The sequence below is a fragment of the Lysobacter sp. A286 genome (genome assembly GCF_054052105.1).
In genome coordinates this window covers 944,811-964,290 of sequence record NZ_JBSVRJ010000001.1, presented here as the reverse complement: position 1 = coordinate 964,290, position 19,480 = coordinate 944,811, and the positions used below count along the sequence as shown (strand labels likewise).

Sequence of the window (19,480 nt, the reverse complement as noted above, 5' to 3'; positions counted from 1 at the left end):
ACATGCATCCGCGCTCATGGCACCTCCGAAATGGTCACCCGCAGCTTCCCGGTCGGCGTCAGGGGAATGGTGTCGGCATAGATGAAATTGCATGTCACGCTCGAACCCAAGACCCTGGCCAGTTCCCGGCGCACCAGTGCCAGCGTGTGGTCGCCGAAGCCGTGGTCGCGCACCAGGATGATGTCGAGCGTGTCCAGGCGCCGCTGGATCACCTGGTAGCGCTTGATCCCGCTTACACCCAACAACGCGTAGACGATGAACTCCCCCGGCACGAAGCGACCGTCGGGCGTACGCAGCGCATCCAGCTTGCGGCCGTCCACGCTTGCCAGTCGGGGCAGGCCGCGTCCACAGCCGCAAGTGCCGTCGAGCGCGGTCCCGAGGTCACCGTTGGCATACCGCAACAGCGGCATACCGTAATTGTGCAGATCGGTGATCAGCAGTTCCGACGGGCCATTGCCCAGGGTCGGATCCAGCGGCGCTCCGAATTCGACCTTCAGGTGGTCGGCGTTGAGATGCAGTCCGGTCCTATGTTCGCATTCCGCAGCGATCAACATCACCTCGCGGCAGCCGTAGGTGTTGTACACGGGGCAGTCGAACGCCTGCTCGATCAGCTGTCGCTCAGGTGGATGCAGCGCCTCGGCGGCGGTGAGGATCCGCTGCGGCGGCTCGATACCGCGCTTGTTGGCGATCAGCCACTTGGCCAGGGCCACCAATGGCGCCACGTAGGACACCACCACCTCGGGGCGATACGCCGCCATCGCGTCGGCGTAGGAGGACATCCGGGCATCGGTCAGCAGGAAAGCATTGAGTACCTTGCGGTTGAACGCGGCGTGGTACAGGTCGTCCTTCAACTTCGGCAGCCCGGTCGCGCTCAGGGACGCACCCCACAGATACAAGGTGCGCTGCCCGAGGCGTGCGCCGGTCCAGCCATATCCGCGATGCATGGCCGCCATGCGTCGTTCGTAGCTTTCGCGGGTATAGCCGAATCGCATCGGTTCGCCGGTGGAGCCGCCGGTCGCCTTGTACAGGAGTCCGTCACGAAACGAAGGTGCGATCAGCTGCTCGAAGTTGTCGCGCACATCCTGCTTGGTCAGTACCGGCAATCGGGCATAGTCATCCGGACCGCGGATGTCCTCCGCCCCGGCGAGTCCGGCGCGCCGCCAGCGCTCGCGGTAATAAGGCACGTCATTCCAGCAATGTTCGACCAGGCGCTTCAGCTTGGCCCATTGCAGCGCCGCTATCTGCTCGGTCGACAGCCATTGACTGGCCTCGTATTCGCGCAGGTAATCGAGCGTGCGGCGCCGCCGCAGCACGGATTCGTACGCGGGGAACAGGACATTGCGGAACAACGGCTCGTAAAGGCTCATCGGCCACCTCCCTCGGGCGCGCGTTGGTATGCCCATTCCAGCAAGCGTGCGCTGATACGTGGCCGGCCCGCCACGAATCGCTGGTGGAGTTGTTGCAGGTATTCGATGTCGCCGCGGCTCCAGCAACGCAGCAGCAAGGTCAGCGGTACATAGACCAGCCCCAGCGCAACGACACCGGCCGCCACCTCCACCAGCGGCAGCAACTGGCCGCGCAAGGGCAACACGATGAGTGCGGCCAACGCCGCAGCGAAGCAGATGCGTGCCAGACGTCCCCAGTCCGGCGCCGCGCCGCTGACGCGAATGGCCAGTACCATCATGGCCACTGCGCTGGCCAGCGACACCGCCACGTAGGCGACCGCCGCACCGGCGAGTCCGAACTGCCGCACCAGGATCGCATCAAGCAGCACCTTCAGCAGGCCGCATCCCACGACCACCGCGAGCACGCTTTGCTGCCGGTCGGCGCTGATCAGCAAGCTCGACCCGCCGCCGGTCATTGCGGTGATCGAAACACCCAGCAGGCAGGCAGCAAACACCGGGGCGGCTTGCAGGTAGGCGTCGCCATACAGCGCCTGCACCGCTGCTGCGCCAAACACCGCTCCGAACGCGACCAGCGGCGCCGCCAGCAATGCCAGGTAACCGGTGGTTGCGACAAAGCGCCGGCCGGCGACATCGCGCCCCTGGCCAAGTGCGTTGGCCATCATCGGCAACAGCAACGCACCGAACACCCCCGGCACCAGCGCCGCGGCGCCGACCGCCAGCTGGTAGGCAACCTTGAACTGACCGGCCGCCTCTGCATCGCCGTACAGGTTGAGGAACAGGACCTCGACCTCGCTCGCGGCGACGAAACCCACGCTGACGATCATCGCCGTCAGCCACATGTGCCGACGGATCCGCGCCCGCAACTCCGGCGCGAGTACGCGGGACCCGGCCGCCATCGGCGCACGGGAGGCGATCATCCTGTGCGATACGCCGTAGAACACCACACTGGATACGACGAATACCCCCAGCAGCCATTCCACGGACGCGCCGAACTGCCAGGCCGCGATCACCATCGCCAGGTTGAGTGGGGTCGAGACCAGGGAAATAATGGCGGTGGCCCGGAAGTCCTCGAACCCTTTCGCCACGCCGATGTTGAACATGTAGCCCGCGCGCAGCGCAACCGCCACCACCAGGAAGGCCAGCAGCATCACGTGGTCCAGTCCCGCGGCTATGTGCTCGCCGGCCACCGCGAACACCACTGCACCGATCCCCAGCACCACCAACAGGAACAGGCGCTGGGCCCGTCGCAGGTAGGCCAGCAGCGCGGGAATGTCGTCGTCGCGCCCCGCCCCGCGAAATTCCGCGACGAACTTGATCGCGGAGCTGGCAGTGCCTGAATTGGTAGTCGCCACCCCCGTCGCCACCAGCCAGATCACCAGGCTGTAGACGCCGAAACCGTCGGGCCCCAGGTGGCGGGCGATGATGATCGACGTCAACATTCCCAGCAGGTACTCGGTATACATGCCAACCGAGGAGAATGCCGTGTTGCGCAAGGTGATGGACCGCGTGTTCATACCATCCCCAGCAGGACCTTTACCATCAGGTAAAGGCCGACGATCCCGACCATCGACCACAGCGGCCAACGCAACATGTCGTTTTCGAGGCGGAACCGGGGCAATCCCGCGTAGCGCGCCTGCATACCGGAGTAGTGCCCCACCACCAGCGCCGCCAGCAGGTAAAGGATGACCACGTAGCTGCGGCTGAGAAAAAACGAGGCGGCAAAGAAGCCCGACAACGACAACAGCAGCGTCATTGCGATGGCGCGGTCCTCCTGCCACTGCAGTGCCCTGCCGTCATCAAACTCCGGATCGGCATCCAGTCCGGTGATGGCATGGACATCGCCCCCATCGGTGTCGAGGTCGAGGTCGTCCTGGTGCTTCAGTACCGCCAGCACCATCCGAAAGCAGTAGCCGATGAACGCCAACCAGATGGTGAAACCGATGATGCCGGTCTCGGCCAGCACCAGCACGAAGGAGTTGTGCGCGGTCAGGTTGTACATGTCCGAATAGCCGTCGGCGCCGATCCCGAGCAACGGACTGGAAATGAACATTTGCAGCCCCTCGTACCAGGACTCGACGCGGCCCTGCGCGGATGCTTCGCCCACGTCCAACTCCTGCATCCGCGATGGCAACAGCATCAGCACAGTCAGCGCAGCCGAGCCCAGCACCCCGGCCGTGACCAGCCCCCGACACTGCCACACGTACACACCGAGCAGCACTACCAGCGACAGCATCGTGCCGCGCGAGTCGGTGAGGTAGATGCCATAGAGCAGGACTCCCGCGACCACCAGCCAGAACAGCCGGCGCAAACCCATGAGCCCACCGCGCTGGCTGAGGTAAACGCTCATCGGCAAGCACATCACGAACAGCATCCCGAGGTCGTTGGGGTCGTTGAAGATGCCGACGTACTGGATGCGGGTTTCCTGTGACATGGTGACCCCGGTCCAGCCGATGCCCGTCCGCGACTGTTCAATGCCGTGCAGCGCCAGCACGCCCGCGCAGACCGCGAACACCGCCATCACGGCAACGACCCGCTCGCGGGTATCGACTGCGTTGGCGAGTAGAACAAATGCCATCACCACCGGCGCGAACTTGGTCAACTGGACGAGCGCGCCGCCGGTCCAGCCATTGACGACCTTCGACAACATCAGCACCAGAAGAAAGCACAGCAGCAACAGGTATTGCGGCGCCGCAAGCGACTTGCGTGCCGAGAACAACCAGAACAATGCGGCCATCATCAGAACGATGGGCTGCCACGGCAGCCCGGCGGACTCCAACACCGCTGGATAGTCCTGCGGGCGAATCAGCACCAGCACCAGGTAGGCGACCATGAAGAGGAACATCGGCCGCACCCTCAGTACGCACGCCGGCGCGAGGGGAAGCCGAACACTTCCGGCAGCGAAACCATCGACTCGAACCACGCGGCGTCCATGTCCCGCTCCACCGGCAGCCGGTTCAGTGCGTATCGCGACTCACGTACGACCGGGTTGGTGCCCGAGATATAGCTGCATGCCATCCGGTAGCCCGCCTCACGGGCCGTCTCGATCACCTTCGCGTCGAAGGCATCCGGACCCCCGACCGGATAGGCCAGCACCTCGACGGATGTGCCGAGCTCACGGTCGAGCGTCGCCTTCGAACCCTGCAGTTCCTGGACAAGGTCGTCGATCGACAACTTCGCCAGCATCCGGTGAGTGACCCCGTGCGACCCGACTTCCATCCCGCCATCACGCATCTCGCGCAACTGATCCCAATTCATCGGCCGGCAATCAGGATGGCCGTCGGTGCGAGCGATGCCCCATTCGCGTTCCAGTCGCGCGATCAACGCCGTCTGCGACGCGTCATCCAGTGACTTGAGCCGGGTCAACAACTTCCGCACCAGTTGGCGCCGTCCATCCAGGCCTTCCGGCAATGGTGTCTCCAGCGCGAGCTCGGGAACGCTGAGCCTTCCCGCCGGGATGCTGCAGACCATGTGCACCAACCAATCGTAGGAGAACGGCAGCCCGGAATCGACATGGCCGGTGGACACGAAGAACATCGCCGACATTCCCAGGTCGTTGAGGATTGGGAACGCAACGCGATGGTTGTCGTCATAGCCGTCGTCGAAGCTGACCAGGACGGCGCGGGACGGCAGTGGGCGCCCGGCTTCGACCCGCTCCAGGACCTCGTCGAAGCGCATCGGATGGAACCGTCGGCGCAGGAACGCCATCTGATCGTAGAACCGCTCGGCCGATGCACTGATCAGGTCGACGTCGAAATCGAAGCCTGCGGGGTCGGCTGATTCCAGCACCCGGTGATACGCCAGTATCCGCAGGTCGTCGCGCAGCAACGTGCGTAGCCGCGCGAGCGGGGCCGTCACCTGCGCACCGTGGCAAAGGCGCGCCAATGCCTGCCTTCGGCCGTAGCCGGTAGCGGGCATTGTTGCCGTTACCTTCGAGGTGATCATCAGACTACCCACTCTTGTTGGTTGCTCCCCCTGGCAGTCCCCGACTTGTCGGAATCTGGCAGACCTCTTTTCCTGTTAACGCAAGCCGGCGCGATTCGAGGCCGGCTGTATCCGCAGCTGCGACGGCGAGCGCATCGTCCACGAGGGCACGACATGGGGGTCGACAACGACGTCAATGAGCTCTACCGCGAGTTGGGGGTCACCCCCGACTGCACCATCGAACAGTTCAGGCAGGCCTACCGACGACGGGTCGGCAGCCTGCACCCCGACCGCATACGCACCGATGGCGGACTCACCCGGCTGCAGCAGTTGAACGGGTCTTACGCGTGGGCCACCGAGTTCCATCGATTGCACGGACGGCTTCCCGGCGCCCGTATCCAGATCCAGGGGGCTCGCACGGTGTACGAACCTGCACCGGCGGTTGCGCGTGATGCGCCCCCGATGGCCGGAAACTCACATCGCGCCCGTTACTCAGTCTTGGTAGCGCTGGTAGCGGTGACACTGTTGTGGCTGCACGGGAGTGGATCCCTCGGCCCGCGGGTGGCTCTGGGCATGGACGCCGACGATATCCGGGCTATCCAGGGTGAACCCGCGAGGATCACTGGATCGCGCTGGGAATATGGCCTGTCGTGGATCGAGTTTCGTTGCGGCAAGGTTGTCGACTGGTACAGCGAGTCGGGGCAGCCTCTCCGGGTCCACGACAATCCGGTCACGGGGGGCAAACCCCTGCATCCGGACACTGCGCTTGACTGCTGAGCACGATCAGAATCGGGGAAAGGCATGTTTGCAGCGACTGGTCAACTACTGAGCAAGGCACAGCGGCGCTTGTGGATGAAGTACGCATTGCGCGGCGTTGGCGGCAACGACAACCATTCGCGGCTCGACCTTGCCTACCGTCTGGAAGACCCCTGGAACATGGATTCCACGATGGAGCGGACGCGGTTCGAGACCACCAATCAGGTCATCGAGCGAGCCTTCGGCCGGGTTGGCTCAATCCTCGAACTGGGCTGCGGCGAGGGGCATCAGAGCCGTCATCTGGCCTTGCTGGCCGACCAACTGTATGGGGTCGATGTCAGCGCGCAGGCAATCGGCAGGGCCCGCACACGGTTGCCGGACGCGCAGTTCGCGGTCGCCGACATCTTCAGTCAGCCGTGGGGCACGGAGCGCCACCGGTTCGACCTGGTGACGGCCTGCGAGGTACTTTATTACCTCAGCGATCCGGTCGCGACCATCGAGCGGATGCGACGATTGGGCCGCAACGGGCTGGTCACCTTCTTCGCACCCGCGTCGGGCCGTATAGGGCCATCGCTGGAGAACGTCCCGGGGCTGCACAAGGACTGGATTCACGCCGGTGCGACTTCGTGGCTGGTGGGATGGTGGACCGATGCCTGACCCGGACGCATCGATCCAGGACTTGGGAGTCGTCTACTTCGGCAACGACTGGCATGCGGAAAATCGTACCAGCAGCCATCACGTGGCGGAACGGCTGGCCGCGAAATTCCCACTGCTCTATGTCGACTCCCCCGGGATGCGCGCACCCGGCGCATCCGGTCGCGACTTCAGGCGTGCCCTCAGCAAGCTCGCCGCGACCTTCCGTGCGCCGGTGCGGACTCCCCAGGGCTTGTGGCATTGCACCGTTCCGCAGCTACCGTTCCGGCGCGTGCCCGGCGTCGACGCCTTCAACCGGCTGTTCGGGCGCTGGGCTGTGCGGCGGGCGTTGCGACGGGTTGGCATCCAGCGCTGCATCTCATGGTTCGTCGTGCCCCACCCGGGCTTCATGGCCCAACGACTGGGCGAGGAACTCTGCGTGTACTACTGCATCGACGATTATGCGGCGCACCCGGGGGTCGACGCGCCCCTGATTGCACAACGAGACCTCGACCTCAGCCGGCGCGCCGACCTGTTGTTCGTGGCGCCGCCGGCGCTGCTGGATGCAAAGCGCAGCATCAACCCGAGTACGATTTTCTCACCGCATGGCGTCGACGTGGCGCTGTTCGGGCAGGCAAGCGATTCGGCGACGCAGGTGCCCGAGGAAGCACGTGGGCTGCCTGCGCCGGTGATCGGGTATTTCGGCTCCGTGCACGAGTGGATCGACCTGGACCTGATCGAATGGCTGGCACAGTCGCGCCCCCGGTGGAGTTTCCTGCTGGTTGGGCACGCCGCGACCGATGTGGGCGCGCTGCGGGCGCTGTCCAATGTCCATCTGGTCGGCCCCAAGCCCTACCCTACCCTGCCGCAGTGGGCCAAGGCGTTCGATGCCTGCATCATTCCGTACCGGCTCAATCGCCAGGTGGCCAACGCCAATCCGTTGAAGCTGCGTGAGTATCTGGCCACCGGCAAGCCCGTGGTCAGCGTGCGCAATCCCGAGATCGAGAAATTCGCGCAATGGGTGCATATCGCCGACAGCCGCGATGAGTTCCTCGCCGCACTCGAACAGGTGCTGTGGAATGATCCCGTCGGCGGCGCCGCGGATCGCATCGCCGCCGTTGCCGACCAGACCTGGGACCGGCGCGTCGACGCGGTGCTGGAAACCGTGCGGCAGGCGCTGGCTCGGCGCGCGGCGACCCCGAAATCCACTTCCGAGGCAGCACCATGTCAGTAGCGCCCACCACCCGGCTGCGCGTCGGCATCGTGGGGGCCGGCTACGTCGCCGGCCACCATCTGGCCGCGCTCAAACGCCTTGATTTCGTGGATATCGTCGGCATCTGCGATACCGATCTCGCTGCCGCGGAGGCGCTGGCAACCCGCTTCGGCGGCGTGGCCGCCACCCATCTGGCCGACCTTGCCCACCTCGTCCCGCAGGTCGTGCACGTGTTGACCCCCCCGGCATCGCATGCGGCACTCGCCATCGAAGCACTCGACATGGGTTGCCATGTATTGGTCGAGAAGCCGATGGCCGACTCGGTCGCCGACTGCGAGGCGATGAGCGCCAAGGCCCGCGAGAAGAACCTGTTGCTCGGCGTCAATCACTCCGACCTGTTCGACCCGGTGGTGATGAAAGCGCTGGAGGTCGTGCGTTCGGGCCGGATCGGCGAAGTCGTGTCGGTCGACATCGTACGCAATTCGGACTACCCGGCCTACGCAGGCGGCCCGTTGCCGGCGATGGTCACCCAGGGTTCCTATCCGTTGCGCGACCTCGGCGTGCATGGCGTGTACACGCTCGAGGCCTTTCTCGGACCGCTTGAATCACTGGAGCTGGATTATCGGGCGAGCGGCACCGACCCCAACCTGAAGTTCGGAGACTGGCAAGCGCGCGTGGTCGGCCGGAACGGCGTCGGCCGCCTGCTGCTGTCGTGGACCGCACGGCCGATGGAGAACCGCCTGTTCGTGCGCGGCACCCGCGGCCTGGTCGAGGTTGATCGATTCCTGCAGACCTGCCGGATTCACCGCGTGTTGCCGGGTCCCAAGTTCATCGGCATCGTCGCCAATGCCTTCCTGCATGCAGCGGCCGATCTGGTGCGCATTCCCTGGAACGTGGTGCGCTTCGCCACCGGCCTGCTCAGGCCGTCGCCGGGGATCCAGCGCGGCGTGGAGCAGTTCGCGCTGGCGGTGCTGGACAAGGCGGCGCCGCCATTCAACGCAGAGGACGCATTGCGGGTGGCGCGCTTGCTGGAACCGGCCTGCGCCGAGCCCGATGCCTCGCGACTGCGAGAGTTGGAGGCGCGCTACGCATCGCTGGAACCGGTCGACGCACTGGTCACCGGCGCCGGTGGCTTCCTCGGCCGCGCCCTTGTAGCGGCCTTGCGTGCGCGTGGCCAGCGTGTGCGGGTCCTGGTCCGACGCCCGGTCCGCACCCATGAGGACCCCGGCGTGCAGGTGGTGGTGGGCGACCTCGGCGATCCGCGCGTCGTCGCCCATGCCGTGGCCGGCGCGGACACCGTTTATCACGTCGGTGCCGCGATGCGCGGCGGCCCACGCGAGTTCGAGGCAGGCACGGTCTGGGGCACGCGCAATGTCGTCGCCGCATGCCGCGAGCATGGCAGCAGGCGGCTGGTGTATGTCAGCTCGTTGAGCGTGCTCGACCATGCCGGCCGTGACCCCGCCTCAACGGTGGACGAGGCCTCCGCATACGAGCCGCGGCCTGGCCTCCGCGGCGCCTACACCCGGACCAAGCTCATCGCCGAACGGATGGTCGTCGAGGCCGCCCGGGAGGGCTTGCCAGCAGTGGTCATCCGGCCCGGACAGATCTTCGGACCGGGCGCCGAACGGGTCACGCCCAACGGCGTGGTGGCGCTCGCCGGTTACTGGATCGCGGTGGGCGATGGTGCGCAGACCATTCCGCTGGTCTACCTGGACGATGTGGTCGATGCGCTCGTGCTGGCGGCCGATGCCCCGGGCGCGGTCGGGGCGATCGTCAATGTTGTGGACCCGCAACCGGTGACCCAAGCCGATTACCTGGCACGCTGCCAGCACAAGCTGGGCAGTGACCTGCGTATGTTCAGGGTGCCGACCGGTATTTTCATGGTGTTGGGCACGGGTGTGGAACTGCTCGGCAGACTACTGCGTCGCGAAGTGCCACTGACCCGGTACCGCGTTCGCTCGCTCCGGCCGCTGGCGAATTTCGATGGCGCCGCGGCATCGCGGCTGCTGGGCTGGAAGCCGCGGACAGGCGTGGTACACGGCCTGGATCGCACGTTCGGGGCGCCATTGGTCGCGCAACCTTCGGCAGCTTCGCCACCGCGGTCCAATTGAACCTTCCTCGTTTACGCCGGCGCCAGTCGCGTCCGATGCTGGCGCCACGCCATTCGGATCGCGAGCATGACGGGACGCTCCACCCGCCAGGTGACCAGGGTCGCCAACGCAAGTGCCACGACAAGCGCCATCGCCACCGTCACCATGCTGGGCACCCCATGCTGCTCAAGCCAATGGATCAACGCGATGCCTATGGTCTGGTGAAGCAGATAGAGCGGATAGGAAATCGCCCCCAGCCAGGCAAACGGCCAGATACAGAGGAAGCGCAAGTGGCCGCTCACAAAAAGCGCGAAGACCGCACAGCAGGCCAACCCCACCAGCAGCAACACGCCCCCTTGGGCAATGCCGATCGCGACCAGGCTCAACCCGATCATCACCAGGTTCAGGCCACGCTCGCCGGCCTTGTCGTGCAAGCGGTAGAACAAGATGCCCAGGGCGAAGAACGGAATGTGCCGCAGGATCAGGAGTTCGCGCACCGAGTAGGAGAAATGCAGGCCTCTATCCATGACCACGCCCTGGATTGCCGCAAGCACCAGCCATGCCCCGATGATCCAGTGGATACGCCGAAGCTGTCCGACCGCGAACCAGAACAGCATCTGCGCGTAGAAGAACAACTCGACCTGCAGGGTCCAGTAGGATCCATCCAGGTGCCCGGCACCCAGGAACTGCTGGACCATCGTCAGGTTCAGCAGCAACTCGCGGGGCGCAAGCTGCTGGTCGGGAAGCCCGATCGCGGACACCACCGCGCCGGTGATACCCATCGAAACCCAGTAAGCCGGGTACAGGCGCGAGAATCGCGACACCACGAAATCCATCGCGTCGCGGGTGCGCTCGAGTGTCATGAAGATGACGTACCCGCTGATCAGGAAGAACAGGTGTACACCGTAGTTCCCGGCCGCAAAGCCGAACGGCAATGGCTCCACATGGCCGACCTGCTGCGCATACGACGTGGTGTAGTGGAACGCGACTACCGCCAGTGCCGCCACCCCCCGCAGCGCATCAAGCTCACCCAGCCGGGCGCGTGGCGCTGGCGGCCTCGAACTTTCCACGATGACCTGGCTTGGAATACTCGTCATCCGCCACTACTCGATCTCCGGACAGCCTTTCCGCCTCGATGCGTATCCTGATTGCCACATCGCAGTTCCCGATCGCGGGCGAACCCAACCGCGGCCGCCCGATCCTGCAGACCATCCGCGAACTGGCGCGGCTGGCGACCGTGCAGGTGGTCAGCCCGACCGCTGCCTATCCCGCCTGGGCGCGTCCACGCAGCTACCTGTTCCGACCGCCGCAAGCGGATGACCGAATCGATGGCTGCGATGTGCAGTACGCCCCATACAACGCGCTGCCGGTGATCTCACGGCCATTCAATGGCTGGCGCTGCGGCCACGTGCTGGATCACCCGATCAAGGCTTTCGCACCCGACCTGGTGCTGTCCTACTGGCTCTATCCCGACGCCTACGGTGCGATGCTGGCTGCACGCCGCGCGGGCGTTCCGCTGGTCGCCGGCGCGCGTGGATCCGACATCCGGGTGCGCGATCCGATCAGCCGCCAGCTGACCCGTGCGGTGGTCGGCGCGGCGCGGCGGTTGCTGGTCGTGAGCGAAGATCTCGGGCGCATGGCTGTGCGCGACTATGGCGCCGAGCCGGGACGGGTCCGGGCGATTCCCAACGGCTGCGACGCCGCGCTGTTCCAGCCCGCCGATCGCGCGGCGGCGCGCCACGAACTGGGCTTGCCCGGCGATGCCGAGATCGTGCTGTATGTCGGCCGCTTGGTTGCCGAAAAAGGACTGCGCGAGCTGGTCACGTCCACCCGCGTCCTGTCGGCGCAGCGCCCCGGGTTGCAAACCGTACTGGTCGGCGAAGGGCCATTACAGGCGGAGCTGGCGGGTGCCATCGCGGCGGCGGATCCGTCTTTGCCGCTTCGGCTTGTCGGCAGCCAGTCGCCGTCCCGGGTCGCACGCTGGATGGCGGCGGCCGATGTGATCACGCTGCCCAGCTACTCCGAAGGCCACCCCAACGTGCTGGTCGAGGCGCTCGCGTGCGGGCGACCCGTGGTGGCCACGGACGTGGGTGGCATCCCGGAGGTGGTGGACGGCCACTGCGGAGTACTCATCCCCACGCGCGATGCGGCGGCACTGTCTGCAGCGCTGGTCCGGGCGCTGGAGTTCAACTGGGATCCGCCGGCGCTCGCGCGCAAGTTCTCGCGGGGCTGGCATCAAGTCGCACGGGACACGCTGCTGGCGTGCGAGGAGGCGGTCGCGGAGTCGCGCCGCTGAACCCAGTACCGGCTGCTTCGTGCCCGGCGCACGTCCGCAGGTGCTCCGCCAGCCGCAGGCCCAACGCCACGATCGTGAAAGTCGGGAAGGCCCAGCCACCGGCAGGAAATACGGAACTGCCAACCACATAGAGGTTGTCGACCCCGTGCACCTTGCAATGCCGGTCGACAACGCCCGTCCTCGGATCATCGGACATCCGGGTCGTGCCGAGATGATGCGATGTGCCGCGCAATGGCGGCATGGACTCGCTGCCCTGTTCGAGCCAGGGCGCGAGCCTGAACCGCCCCCGGGATGCGCGTGCGAGCTCGCTGCCTGCGATGTTCGCCGCAGTACGGTAGGTGTGCCAATCCAGTGGCGTCAACCGCCAGTCGACGCAGACCTTGCGCTGCCCCAAGGCATCGACCTCGGGACCCAGGACGATCCGGCTGTCGCGGTTCGGGGCCTGCTCGAAGAACCCGACCACGTCGACATGGTCGGTGTGCACCACCGGTTTTCCGACCAGCTTGCGCCCGACAGCGCGGGCAATATCGCCAGCGCCCAAGCCAAGTCGCAGTGCAAGCCGGCCCAAATCCGGGGGTGTGCCCGGTCCGCAACTTTCCGACCCACAGGCAGTCATCTGCCCTTCCAGCGCCTCGTCACGCGAGGGATGGCGCAGCGCGGCCCGAAACCCCCGCAAAGCCTGGATCCCCGCTGGCACTCGCCGTTCGACCGCGATCGGGCGGATCCGCCCCGCCAGGATCCGATGCCTTCGCGTCGCATCGTCGGAGAGGCACAGCTCGGGGAATGCCGGTGCCGGACCCTTGCCGCCGGTACGGTCGTAGGGTCGACACAACCGGTCCGGGTCGTCGGCAACAAGTTCTCCCAGCTTTCCGCTGGGATGATCCATGAAAAACCGGCCTACCAGGTCGCGGTCGTTGCCGAGGCCGTGCCGGGCAACCGAGTCCGACAACAGCAACAGCCGCGCATTCTCGATCCCTCCACACGCCAGCACGTAGTTCCGCGCCCGGACCACGCCCCGGCGCCCATCGAGCGAACCGATCCTGGCCGCGCGAACCGCTCCCGCAGCCTCCCTGGTTTCCAGCTCGAGCAGGTTGGCGTGCAGCATGACGGTGATATTCGCCGCCTGCTCAAGCGCCTCCCGGTACGTTTCGCCGAAGAACACCGGACTGAGGACGAAGTTCTGGTTGACCAGTTTGGCGGCATCGAATTCCGGCGGCAGCCTTGCCGGCAAGGTGTCGAACGAACCCGGTCTGAAGGTGTGCCACTCGATCCCGCAATACGCCAGCGCCTGCCGGTAATGCGGTTCGAGCTCTGCGTACGGGAACGGCCAGCCGCTGTGTGGAACCCATTCCCTGCAGGCCAAGTCCGGCGCACCCAGTGGAATGCAGCCACCGCCCCAGACATTACCGCTGCCGCCGAACGCGCGGACCCGGCAGGTCGCCGGGTCGAACGGAACCGTCCCGACCGCCGTACCGCCGTAGAGCGCCTGGCTGTCCGGCTCGCCGTCGAGGCCGCCGCCCTCCAAAACGCACACGCTGACCGTCGTGCCGATGAAGGATCGCGCAATGGCGATGCCGGCCGGACCGGCGCCTACCACGCACAGATCCACCTCCACTTCGGTCGGAGCCGATGGTTGCAGAAAGTCGACGATCATTCGCGTTCCCTGTGCCTGCTCATTCGCACATCGCCTTGTTTGGTTTGGCCGTCGGCCACTGGAGTTTATAAACGCGAGGCTCACGCGTAAGCGGCCGTCACAGCCGTAGCGTGGCCGATTCTTGCCGTTTCGCGCGTCTCTGATTGGGTATGGCGCCGATCACGGCGCGTTGACGGGGATCGCCACCACGTGTGCGGAATTGCAGGCTTCATCGGGCCGGACGTAGTCTCGGCACTCGCGCGGCCGGTACTGGAACGGATGATCCAGACCCTCGCCCATCGTGGCCCGGATGGCCATGGTTTCCATGCCGAGCCCGGCGTGGGCCTGGCCCACGCGCGTCTGTCGATCATCGATCTGGCGACGGGTGCGCAGCCCCTCCCCAATCCACGGCGCACGGTGTGGACGGTGTTCAATGGCGAGATCTTCAACTATGTCGAATTGCGCGCCGCGCTGGAAGCGCTCGGGCACCAGTTCCGCACCCGCTCCGACACCGAGGTCATCGTTCACCTGTACGACCGCTACGGCGACCGTTTCGTCGAACACCTCAACGGCCAGTTCGCGATCGCGCTGTGGGACAGCGAGCGCAGGCGGCTGGTGCTCGCCCGCGACCGCGCCGGTATCCGGCCGCTGTTCCATGCGCGTGGCGGCGGGCGGGTGTGGTTCGCCTCGGAGATCAAGGCACTGCTTGCGGTGCTGCCCGAATGCACAACCCTCAACCCATCAGGACTGGTGCAGGCTCTGACCTACTGGTCGACGGTGGATCCGGACACCATCTACGACGGCGTACAGAGCCTGCCGCCGGGTTGCCTGCTGGCGATCGAACACGACGGTCGGGAAACCCTGACCCGCTACTGGGACTGGACATTCCCCGACGCCGCCGAGACCGCGCCGTCGCGCTACCCGCGAAGCATCGAAGCGGCAACCGAGGAGCTGCGTGAGCTGCTGGTCGATGCCGTACGCCTGCAACTGCGCGCGGACGTCCCGGTCGGGGCCTACCTCAGCGGCGGGCTGGACTCATCCGGCATCGTGGCGCTGGTGCGTGGCTTCACCGATACGCCGGTGCGGACGTTCTCGGTCACGTTCGAGGATCGAGAGTTCGACGAAAGCGCTCACCAACAGGCGATGGTCGCGCACTTGGGCACCGATCACACCACGCTGCACTGCACCCGGCGCGACATCGGCGAAGCATTCCCGCGGCTGGTGCGCCATGCCGAGACGCCGGTGCTGCGCACCGCGCCGGTGCCGTTGATGCTACTGGCCGGCTGCGTGCGCGAGCATGGCTACAAGGTGGTGCTCACCGGCGAGGGCGCGGACGAGGTGTTCGGTGGCTACGACCTGTTCAAGGAGGCCAAGGTCCGACGGTTCTGGGCGCGCCAGCCCGACTCGCGGTTGCGACCGCTGCTGCTGCAACGCCTGTACGGCTACCTGCCCAATTCGCCGGTGCGCAACCCGGCGTTCGCGCAGTCGTTCTTCGGCCAGGGCATGGAACACCTCGATCGCCCGATTTTTGCGCATGCGCCGCGCTGGATGACGTCCGGGCGTGCGCTGGCAATGCTGTCGCCCGAACTGCGCGCGAGCGTCGCCGGCTGGGATCCGCTGGAGGCCTACGAACGGTCGCTGCCGCCGGGGATGATGGCGTGGAGCCCCTTGGCGCGCGACCAGTATGTCGAGGCGAAGTCGCTGCTTGCCGGCTACCTGTTGTCCTCGCAAGGCGACCGGGTGGCGATGGCCAACTCGATCGAGGGCCGGTTCCCCTATCTCGACCATCGCCTGATCGAGTTCGCCAACCGGCTGCCCCCGAGCTGGAAGATCCGCGGCCTGACCGAGAAGTACCTGCTGCGGCGCGCACTGGCCGGGTTGCTGCCGGAGGACATCCTGCAGCGCACCAAGCAACCCTATCGCGCCCCCGACTGCCAGAGCTTCTTCCACGATGGCGAGCCACTGGACTACGTCGCCGACCTGATGGGAGCCGACCGCATCCGCGCCGCGGGCTACTTCGATGCCGCGGCGGTCGGTCGCTTGTTCGACAAATGCCGCGCCGGTCGGGCCACCGGGTTCGCCGACAACCAGGCCTTCGTCGGCGTGCTGTCGACGATGCTGGTGCACCACGAGACCGCGACGGCCGCGGGACGATAACGATACGCCGCCCAGCGGCACGGGAACGCAGCGGAGAACGACATGCATTGGCGAATCAAGGGACTCATCCAGAAACTCCTCGGCATCCATCCGGCCGGCGCCGGCCTGCATTACCAGTTGCAGCGCAGGTTTGGCGGCCTGACCGACTTCAGCCGAGAACTGGCGACCAAGGTCGACGACTGGACCATCATGGTCGGCCACCTGCGTACCGCCGGCATCACGATCGATGGTGCGCGAATGGTGGAAATCGGTACCGGCTGGTATCCGACCTTTCCGCTTGCCTGCTACCTGGCTGGCGCGGCGCGCGTGACCACCTTCGACCTGACGCACCACCTGCAACCGCAACTGTTGCATCGTTGTGTTTCGGAACTGGAAGGCTTCCTCGACGTCATCGCCGACGCGTCCGGCACCGACGTCGCCACGATCCGCGACCGCCACGCCCGTCTACGGAGATCACTGGATTCAGGCGCCACCCTGGGTCTGTCGACCGGCGGCGTTGTCTGCTATCGCGCACCAGCCGATGCGACCTGCTCCGGCCTCACCAACGGCGAGGTCGACGTGGTGTTCTCCAACAGCGTGCTCGAGCACGTGCCGGCCGAGGTGATCGCCGCGATGTACCGGGAATCACGGCGGATACTCGCGCCGGCGGGACTGATGTTCCACTCGGTGAACTGTGGAGACCACTATGCCTACGTCGACCGCAACGTCAGTCAGCTGAACTACCTGCAGTATTCGGATCGCGCCTGGCAATTCTGGAACAACGCCTTCCTCTACCAGAACCGGATGCGCGCCCACGAGTTCGTCGACCTTGCCGCCGAATCCGGGTTCGACATCCTGCTGGATACCTCGATTGCACGGCCGCAGCGGCTGGAGCAACTGGCCGCCATCCGCGTGCATCCGCGCTTCGCCCATTTCCCGGCGGAGCAGCTGTGCATCACCAGCATCGACTTCATCGCCCGTCCGGTAACCACCAACCCGATCGGGGCAACCCACCGTGGATCACGGCACGATGGCGGTCGCCTGATTCAACCCGTCGGCGCCGACGCCTCCACCGGAGGTTCCGGCGAGTCGGCCACCGCCCCGTCACTCGGCGCCAGGCGTAACAGCTGGCCCTCGCTGGCATGGTCCACCAGCAGGTACAGGGCCCCGTCGGGACCCTGCCGCACGTCGCGGATGCGCTGGCCACGCTCCGACAGCAAACGCTCCTGCCCCACGACCTCGTCGCCGTCCAGTTCCAGCCGGATCAGTTCGCTGGTGGCAAGCGCGCCGAGGAACAGGTCGCCCTTCCATTGCGGGAACCGGTCGCCGGTGTAGAACACCATGCCGCTCAAGCCCGGTGACACCGACCAGACATGGTGTGGCTCCTCCATGCCTGGTGCCGACGTGCCTACCGACCCCGGTACCAGCTTGCCGTCATAGTCCCTGCCGTGGGTGATCACCGGCCATCCGTAGTTGTGGCCGGCCTCGGGGATGTTGAGTTCGTCGCCGCCCATCGGTCCGTGCTCGCTGATCCAGAGTTCGTGGGAGCCGGGATGCAGCGCCGCACCCTGCATGTTGCGATGGCCGTAGGACCATATCTCCGGCCGGGCGTCGTCGCGCCCGACGAACGGGTTGTCCTCGGGGATGCTGCCGTCCGGCCAGATCCGCACCAGCTTCCCCTGCAGCTTGTCGAGCTCCTGCGCGGCCGCGGCAGCCACCCGGTTCTCGCCCTGGGTGACGAACAGGTGTCCGGCGCCATCGAACACCAGCCGCGAACCCAGGTGGGTGCCGGCGGACAGCTTGGGCTCCTGCCGATAGACAACCTCGACGTCCCGCAGGCTCCCGCCCTCCAACCGGCCGCGCGCCACCGCGGTGCCGGCCAGGTTGCCGCGGAAATTCGGCTCGGCGAACGACACGTAGACCAGGCGGTCGTCGGCGAACGTCGGCGACAGCGCCACGTCGAGCAGTCCGCCTTGGCCGTCGACGAAGATTTCGGGCAGCCCGCCAAGTGGTGCCGACACCTGTCCATCAGGGGTTATCCGGCGCAGCCGACCCGGCCGTTCGGTGACCAGCATGCTGCCATCGGGAAGAAACGCCAGCGCCCACGGGTGTTCCAGCCCGACGACCAGTTCGGTGACGGCAAGGGCACCTTGCCGTGAGGCATGGCTAACCGGTGGCGAGTCTCCCACCCAGCGCGGCGATACAACCGGCGATCCGCCCGGAACTGCGTCTCCACAGCTTGCGACAACAAATACCAACCACGTGATCAACAACCAACGGTACATAGGTACTCCGAGCAGGGCGGTTGACCAGTACAACGCAAACTGGCCATCGCGCAGGCCGGACGACACCCACGATGACGTCCGTGACGAATGACCGTTTCCAGGTCGTCGCACCGTTGGCAAGAGAAGCGTCACTAACGTAGGGGCAATCTCGCGCGAGTTGCCACATCCAGATATGAGCTTTTCCGGAAAACCTCCAATCGACGTCTAGAGACTAGTGATGAAGCTTGCATTCGACATCGGCATGTACGACGGTTCCGACTCCAGGTACTTCCTGGAAGAAGGTTTTCGTGTGATTGCCGTCGAGGCAAATCCCGCGCTGGTCGACCAAGCCAGGCAACTATTCCAGCAGGACATCTCAACGGCGCGGTTGACGCTGGTCAACCGTGCGCTTGCAGGCGGGTCCGGCGAAATCGACTTGGTCCTGTGCGGTGACGATCTGGGCGCCAGCACAATATTCGAGAACAAAATCGCCCATCGGAATCCATCCAGAGCCTGCACAGTGCCGATGGTCACATTCGCCGAACTTGTTCAACAGTACGGCGTGCCCCACCACGTCAAGGTCGACATCGAAGGCGCCGATCGATACTGCATCCTGGCACTCGATCGAGGTAACCGCCCGCAATTCCTGTCGTTCGAAGCCGACGACGATCTTGAGGAACTCGTCGCGCACGTGGCATCGCTGGGTTATTCGCGATTCAAGTTGATCGGTCAATGCAGCTTCCTGGAGTTGGACAACGAAAGCAGCCTGGAAGCTCGAATCAGGTGGAAATTGATGCGATGGCTGGGATTCGATGAGCCGTCGCGGGTACGCCGGTCGGGGCGATGGTTCCAACTCATGCACAGCAGTGGACCGGCGCCGTGGGCAAGCGACGGTAACTGGTGCACCGCAGCCGCGTTACTAAAGAAATGGAAGCACGCGAGAGATCGGAATCGGCTAATTGGCTGGTATGACGTGCACGCTTGCCTGTGAGAACCAAGCTGGTCACATCATCGAAGTAGAAACCCATCCCTACCACGTCGGTCGCGGTGATGTGGGGCGGTGATCTTGACGATCGGCTCCGCGTCGTGGCGGTCCGCGAGGGACCCGATGGTACTGGTGAACCGGTTGGCG

At 65.7% G+C, this 19,480-nt stretch carries 14 protein-coding genes and 1 pseudogene; 8 read left to right on the top strand and 7 right to left on the bottom strand.

Annotation, left to right across the window (positions count from 1 at the left end; translation table 11 throughout):
• Positions 1–14: 14 nt before the first annotated feature.
• The 4 genes from ACW7G0_RS04560 to ACW7G0_RS04545 are packed head-to-tail and all read right to left on the bottom strand — an operon-like array spanning position 15 to position 5,348.
• Positions 15–1,367 carry a phenylacetate--CoA ligase family protein gene (locus ACW7G0_RS04560; RefSeq protein ID WP_456987915.1) on the bottom strand — a complete coding sequence of 451 codons (1,353 nt, stop codon included), beginning with the start codon at positions 1,365–1,367 and terminating at the stop codon, positions 15–17.
• Entirely contained in the window at positions 1,364–2,920 is a 1,557-nt protein-coding gene (locus ACW7G0_RS04555) for an oligosaccharide flippase family protein (protein ID WP_456987914.1), read from the bottom strand. The genes ACW7G0_RS04560 and ACW7G0_RS04555 overlap by 4 nt, the downstream gene beginning before the upstream one ends.
• Positions 2,917–4,248, bottom strand: coding sequence for an O-antigen ligase family protein (locus tag ACW7G0_RS04550; protein WP_456987912.1), 1,332 nt, complete (start codon positions 4,246–4,248; stop codon positions 2,917–2,919). The genes ACW7G0_RS04555 and ACW7G0_RS04550 overlap by 4 nt, the downstream gene beginning before the upstream one ends.
• 11 nt (positions 4,249–4,259) lie before the next feature.
• Complete coding sequence (locus ACW7G0_RS04545; protein ID WP_456987911.1) at positions 4,260–5,348, bottom strand: polysaccharide deacetylase family protein; 1,089 nt, start codon at positions 5,346–5,348, stop codon at positions 4,260–4,262.
• A gap of 153 nt (positions 5,349–5,501) precedes the next feature.
• On the opposite strand from ACW7G0_RS04545, the gene ACW7G0_RS04540 reads away from it, so the two are divergent.
• Genes ACW7G0_RS04540 through ACW7G0_RS04525 form a run of 4 tightly spaced genes read left to right on the top strand, consistent with a single transcriptional unit; the run spans position 5,502 to position 10,040 of the window.
• On the top strand, positions 5,502–6,104 hold the full coding sequence (locus tag ACW7G0_RS04540) for a J domain-containing protein (RefSeq protein ID WP_456987909.1): 603 nt from the start codon (positions 5,502–5,504) through the stop codon (positions 6,102–6,104).
• Between the two features lie 24 nt (positions 6,105–6,128).
• Entirely contained in the window at positions 6,129–6,740 is a 612-nt protein-coding gene (locus tag ACW7G0_RS04535; protein WP_456987907.1) for a class I SAM-dependent methyltransferase, read from the top strand.
• Complete coding sequence (locus tag ACW7G0_RS04530; protein WP_456987906.1) at positions 6,733–7,950, top strand: glycosyltransferase; 1,218 nt, start codon at positions 6,733–6,735, stop codon at positions 7,948–7,950. The genes ACW7G0_RS04535 and ACW7G0_RS04530 overlap by 8 nt, the downstream gene beginning before the upstream one ends.
• A complete protein-coding gene (locus ACW7G0_RS04525) occupies positions 7,941–10,040 on the top strand; it encodes an NAD-dependent epimerase/dehydratase family protein (RefSeq protein WP_456987904.1) in 2,100 nt (699 codons plus the stop codon). The genes ACW7G0_RS04530 and ACW7G0_RS04525 overlap by 10 nt, the downstream gene beginning before the upstream one ends.
• Before the next feature lie 11 nt (positions 10,041–10,051).
• On the opposite strand, the gene ACW7G0_RS04520 is transcribed toward ACW7G0_RS04525, so the two are convergent.
• Complete coding sequence (locus tag ACW7G0_RS04520; protein WP_456987903.1) at positions 10,052–11,116, bottom strand: acyltransferase family protein; 1,065 nt, start codon at positions 11,114–11,116, stop codon at positions 10,052–10,054.
• Positions 11,117–11,154: 38 nt separating this feature from the next.
• Between ACW7G0_RS04520 and ACW7G0_RS04515 the strand changes: the two genes are divergently transcribed.
• Positions 11,155–12,315, top strand: coding sequence for a glycosyltransferase (locus tag ACW7G0_RS04515; protein WP_456987902.1), 1,161 nt, complete (start codon positions 11,155–11,157; stop codon positions 12,313–12,315).
• Here the strand turns inward: ACW7G0_RS04515 and ACW7G0_RS04510 are convergent.
• Positions 12,206–13,969 (bottom strand): GMC oxidoreductase, encoded by a 1,764-nt coding sequence (locus ACW7G0_RS04510; RefSeq protein ID WP_456987901.1) that lies wholly within the window; start codon positions 13,967–13,969, stop codon positions 12,206–12,208. The two genes, ACW7G0_RS04515 and ACW7G0_RS04510, sit on opposite strands and share 110 nt — an antisense overlap.
• 189 nt (positions 13,970–14,158) lie before the next feature.
• On the opposite strand from ACW7G0_RS04510, the gene asnB reads away from it, so the two are divergent.
• On the top strand, positions 14,159–16,105 hold the full coding sequence (asnB, locus tag ACW7G0_RS04505; protein ID WP_456987900.1) for an asparagine synthase (glutamine-hydrolyzing): 1,947 nt from the start codon (positions 14,159–14,161) through the stop codon (positions 16,103–16,105).
• 42 nt (positions 16,106–16,147) lie between these two features.
• A pseudogene (locus tag ACW7G0_RS04500) lies at positions 16,148–16,930 on the top strand (class I SAM-dependent methyltransferase); the annotation flags it as partial.
• A 200-nt stretch (positions 16,931–17,130) separates the two neighbouring features.
• Here ACW7G0_RS04500 and ACW7G0_RS04495 read toward each other — a convergent pair.
• A complete protein-coding gene (locus ACW7G0_RS04495; RefSeq protein ID WP_456987899.1) occupies positions 17,131–18,273 on the bottom strand; it encodes a PQQ-dependent sugar dehydrogenase in 1,143 nt (380 codons plus the stop codon).
• Between the two features lie 313 nt (positions 18,274–18,586).
• On the opposite strand from ACW7G0_RS04495, the gene ACW7G0_RS04490 reads away from it, so the two are divergent.
• Positions 18,587–19,339, top strand: coding sequence for an FkbM family methyltransferase (locus ACW7G0_RS04490; RefSeq protein WP_456987897.1), 753 nt, complete (start codon positions 18,587–18,589; stop codon positions 19,337–19,339).
• Positions 19,340–19,480: the final 141 nt, after the last annotated feature.

What these genes read in the sequence shown, in the direction of transcription:
- ACW7G0_RS04530 (WP_456987906.1), top strand. Translation starts at nt 6,733, where the DNA reads ATGCCTGACCCGGACGCATCGATCCAGGACTTGGGAGTCGTCTACTTC.
- ACW7G0_RS04520 (WP_456987903.1), bottom strand. Translation starts at nt 11,116, where the DNA reads ATGACGAGTATTCCAAGCCAGGTCATCGTGGAAAGTTCGAGGCCGCCA.
- ACW7G0_RS04515 (WP_456987902.1), top strand. Translation starts at nt 11,155, where the DNA reads ATGCGTATCCTGATTGCCACATCGCAGTTCCCGATCGCGGGCGAACCC.
- ACW7G0_RS04560 (WP_456987915.1), bottom strand. Translation starts at nt 1,367, where the DNA reads ATGAGCCTTTACGAGCCGTTGTTCCGCAATGTCCTGTTCCCCGCGTAC.
- ACW7G0_RS04525 (WP_456987904.1), top strand. Translation starts at nt 7,941, where the DNA reads ATGTCAGTAGCGCCCACCACCCGGCTGCGCGTCGGCATCGTGGGGGCC.
- ACW7G0_RS04550 (WP_456987912.1), bottom strand. Translation starts at nt 4,248, where the DNA reads ATGTTCCTCTTCATGGTCGCCTACCTGGTGCTGGTGCTGATTCGCCCG.
- ACW7G0_RS04540 (WP_456987909.1), top strand. Translation starts at nt 5,502, where the DNA reads ATGGGGGTCGACAACGACGTCAATGAGCTCTACCGCGAGTTGGGGGTC.
- ACW7G0_RS04555 (WP_456987914.1), bottom strand. Translation starts at nt 2,920, where the DNA reads ATGAACACGCGGTCCATCACCTTGCGCAACACGGCATTCTCCTCGGTT.
- ACW7G0_RS04545 (WP_456987911.1), bottom strand. Translation starts at nt 5,348, where the DNA reads ATGATCACCTCGAAGGTAACGGCAACAATGCCCGCTACCGGCTACGGC.
- ACW7G0_RS04535 (WP_456987907.1), top strand. Translation starts at nt 6,129, where the DNA reads ATGTTTGCAGCGACTGGTCAACTACTGAGCAAGGCACAGCGGCGCTTG.
- ACW7G0_RS04490 (WP_456987897.1), top strand. Translation starts at nt 18,587, where the DNA reads ATGAAGCTTGCATTCGACATCGGCATGTACGACGGTTCCGACTCCAGG.
- ACW7G0_RS04510 (WP_456987901.1), bottom strand. Translation starts at nt 13,969, where the DNA reads ATGATCGTCGACTTTCTGCAACCATCGGCTCCGACCGAAGTGGAGGTG.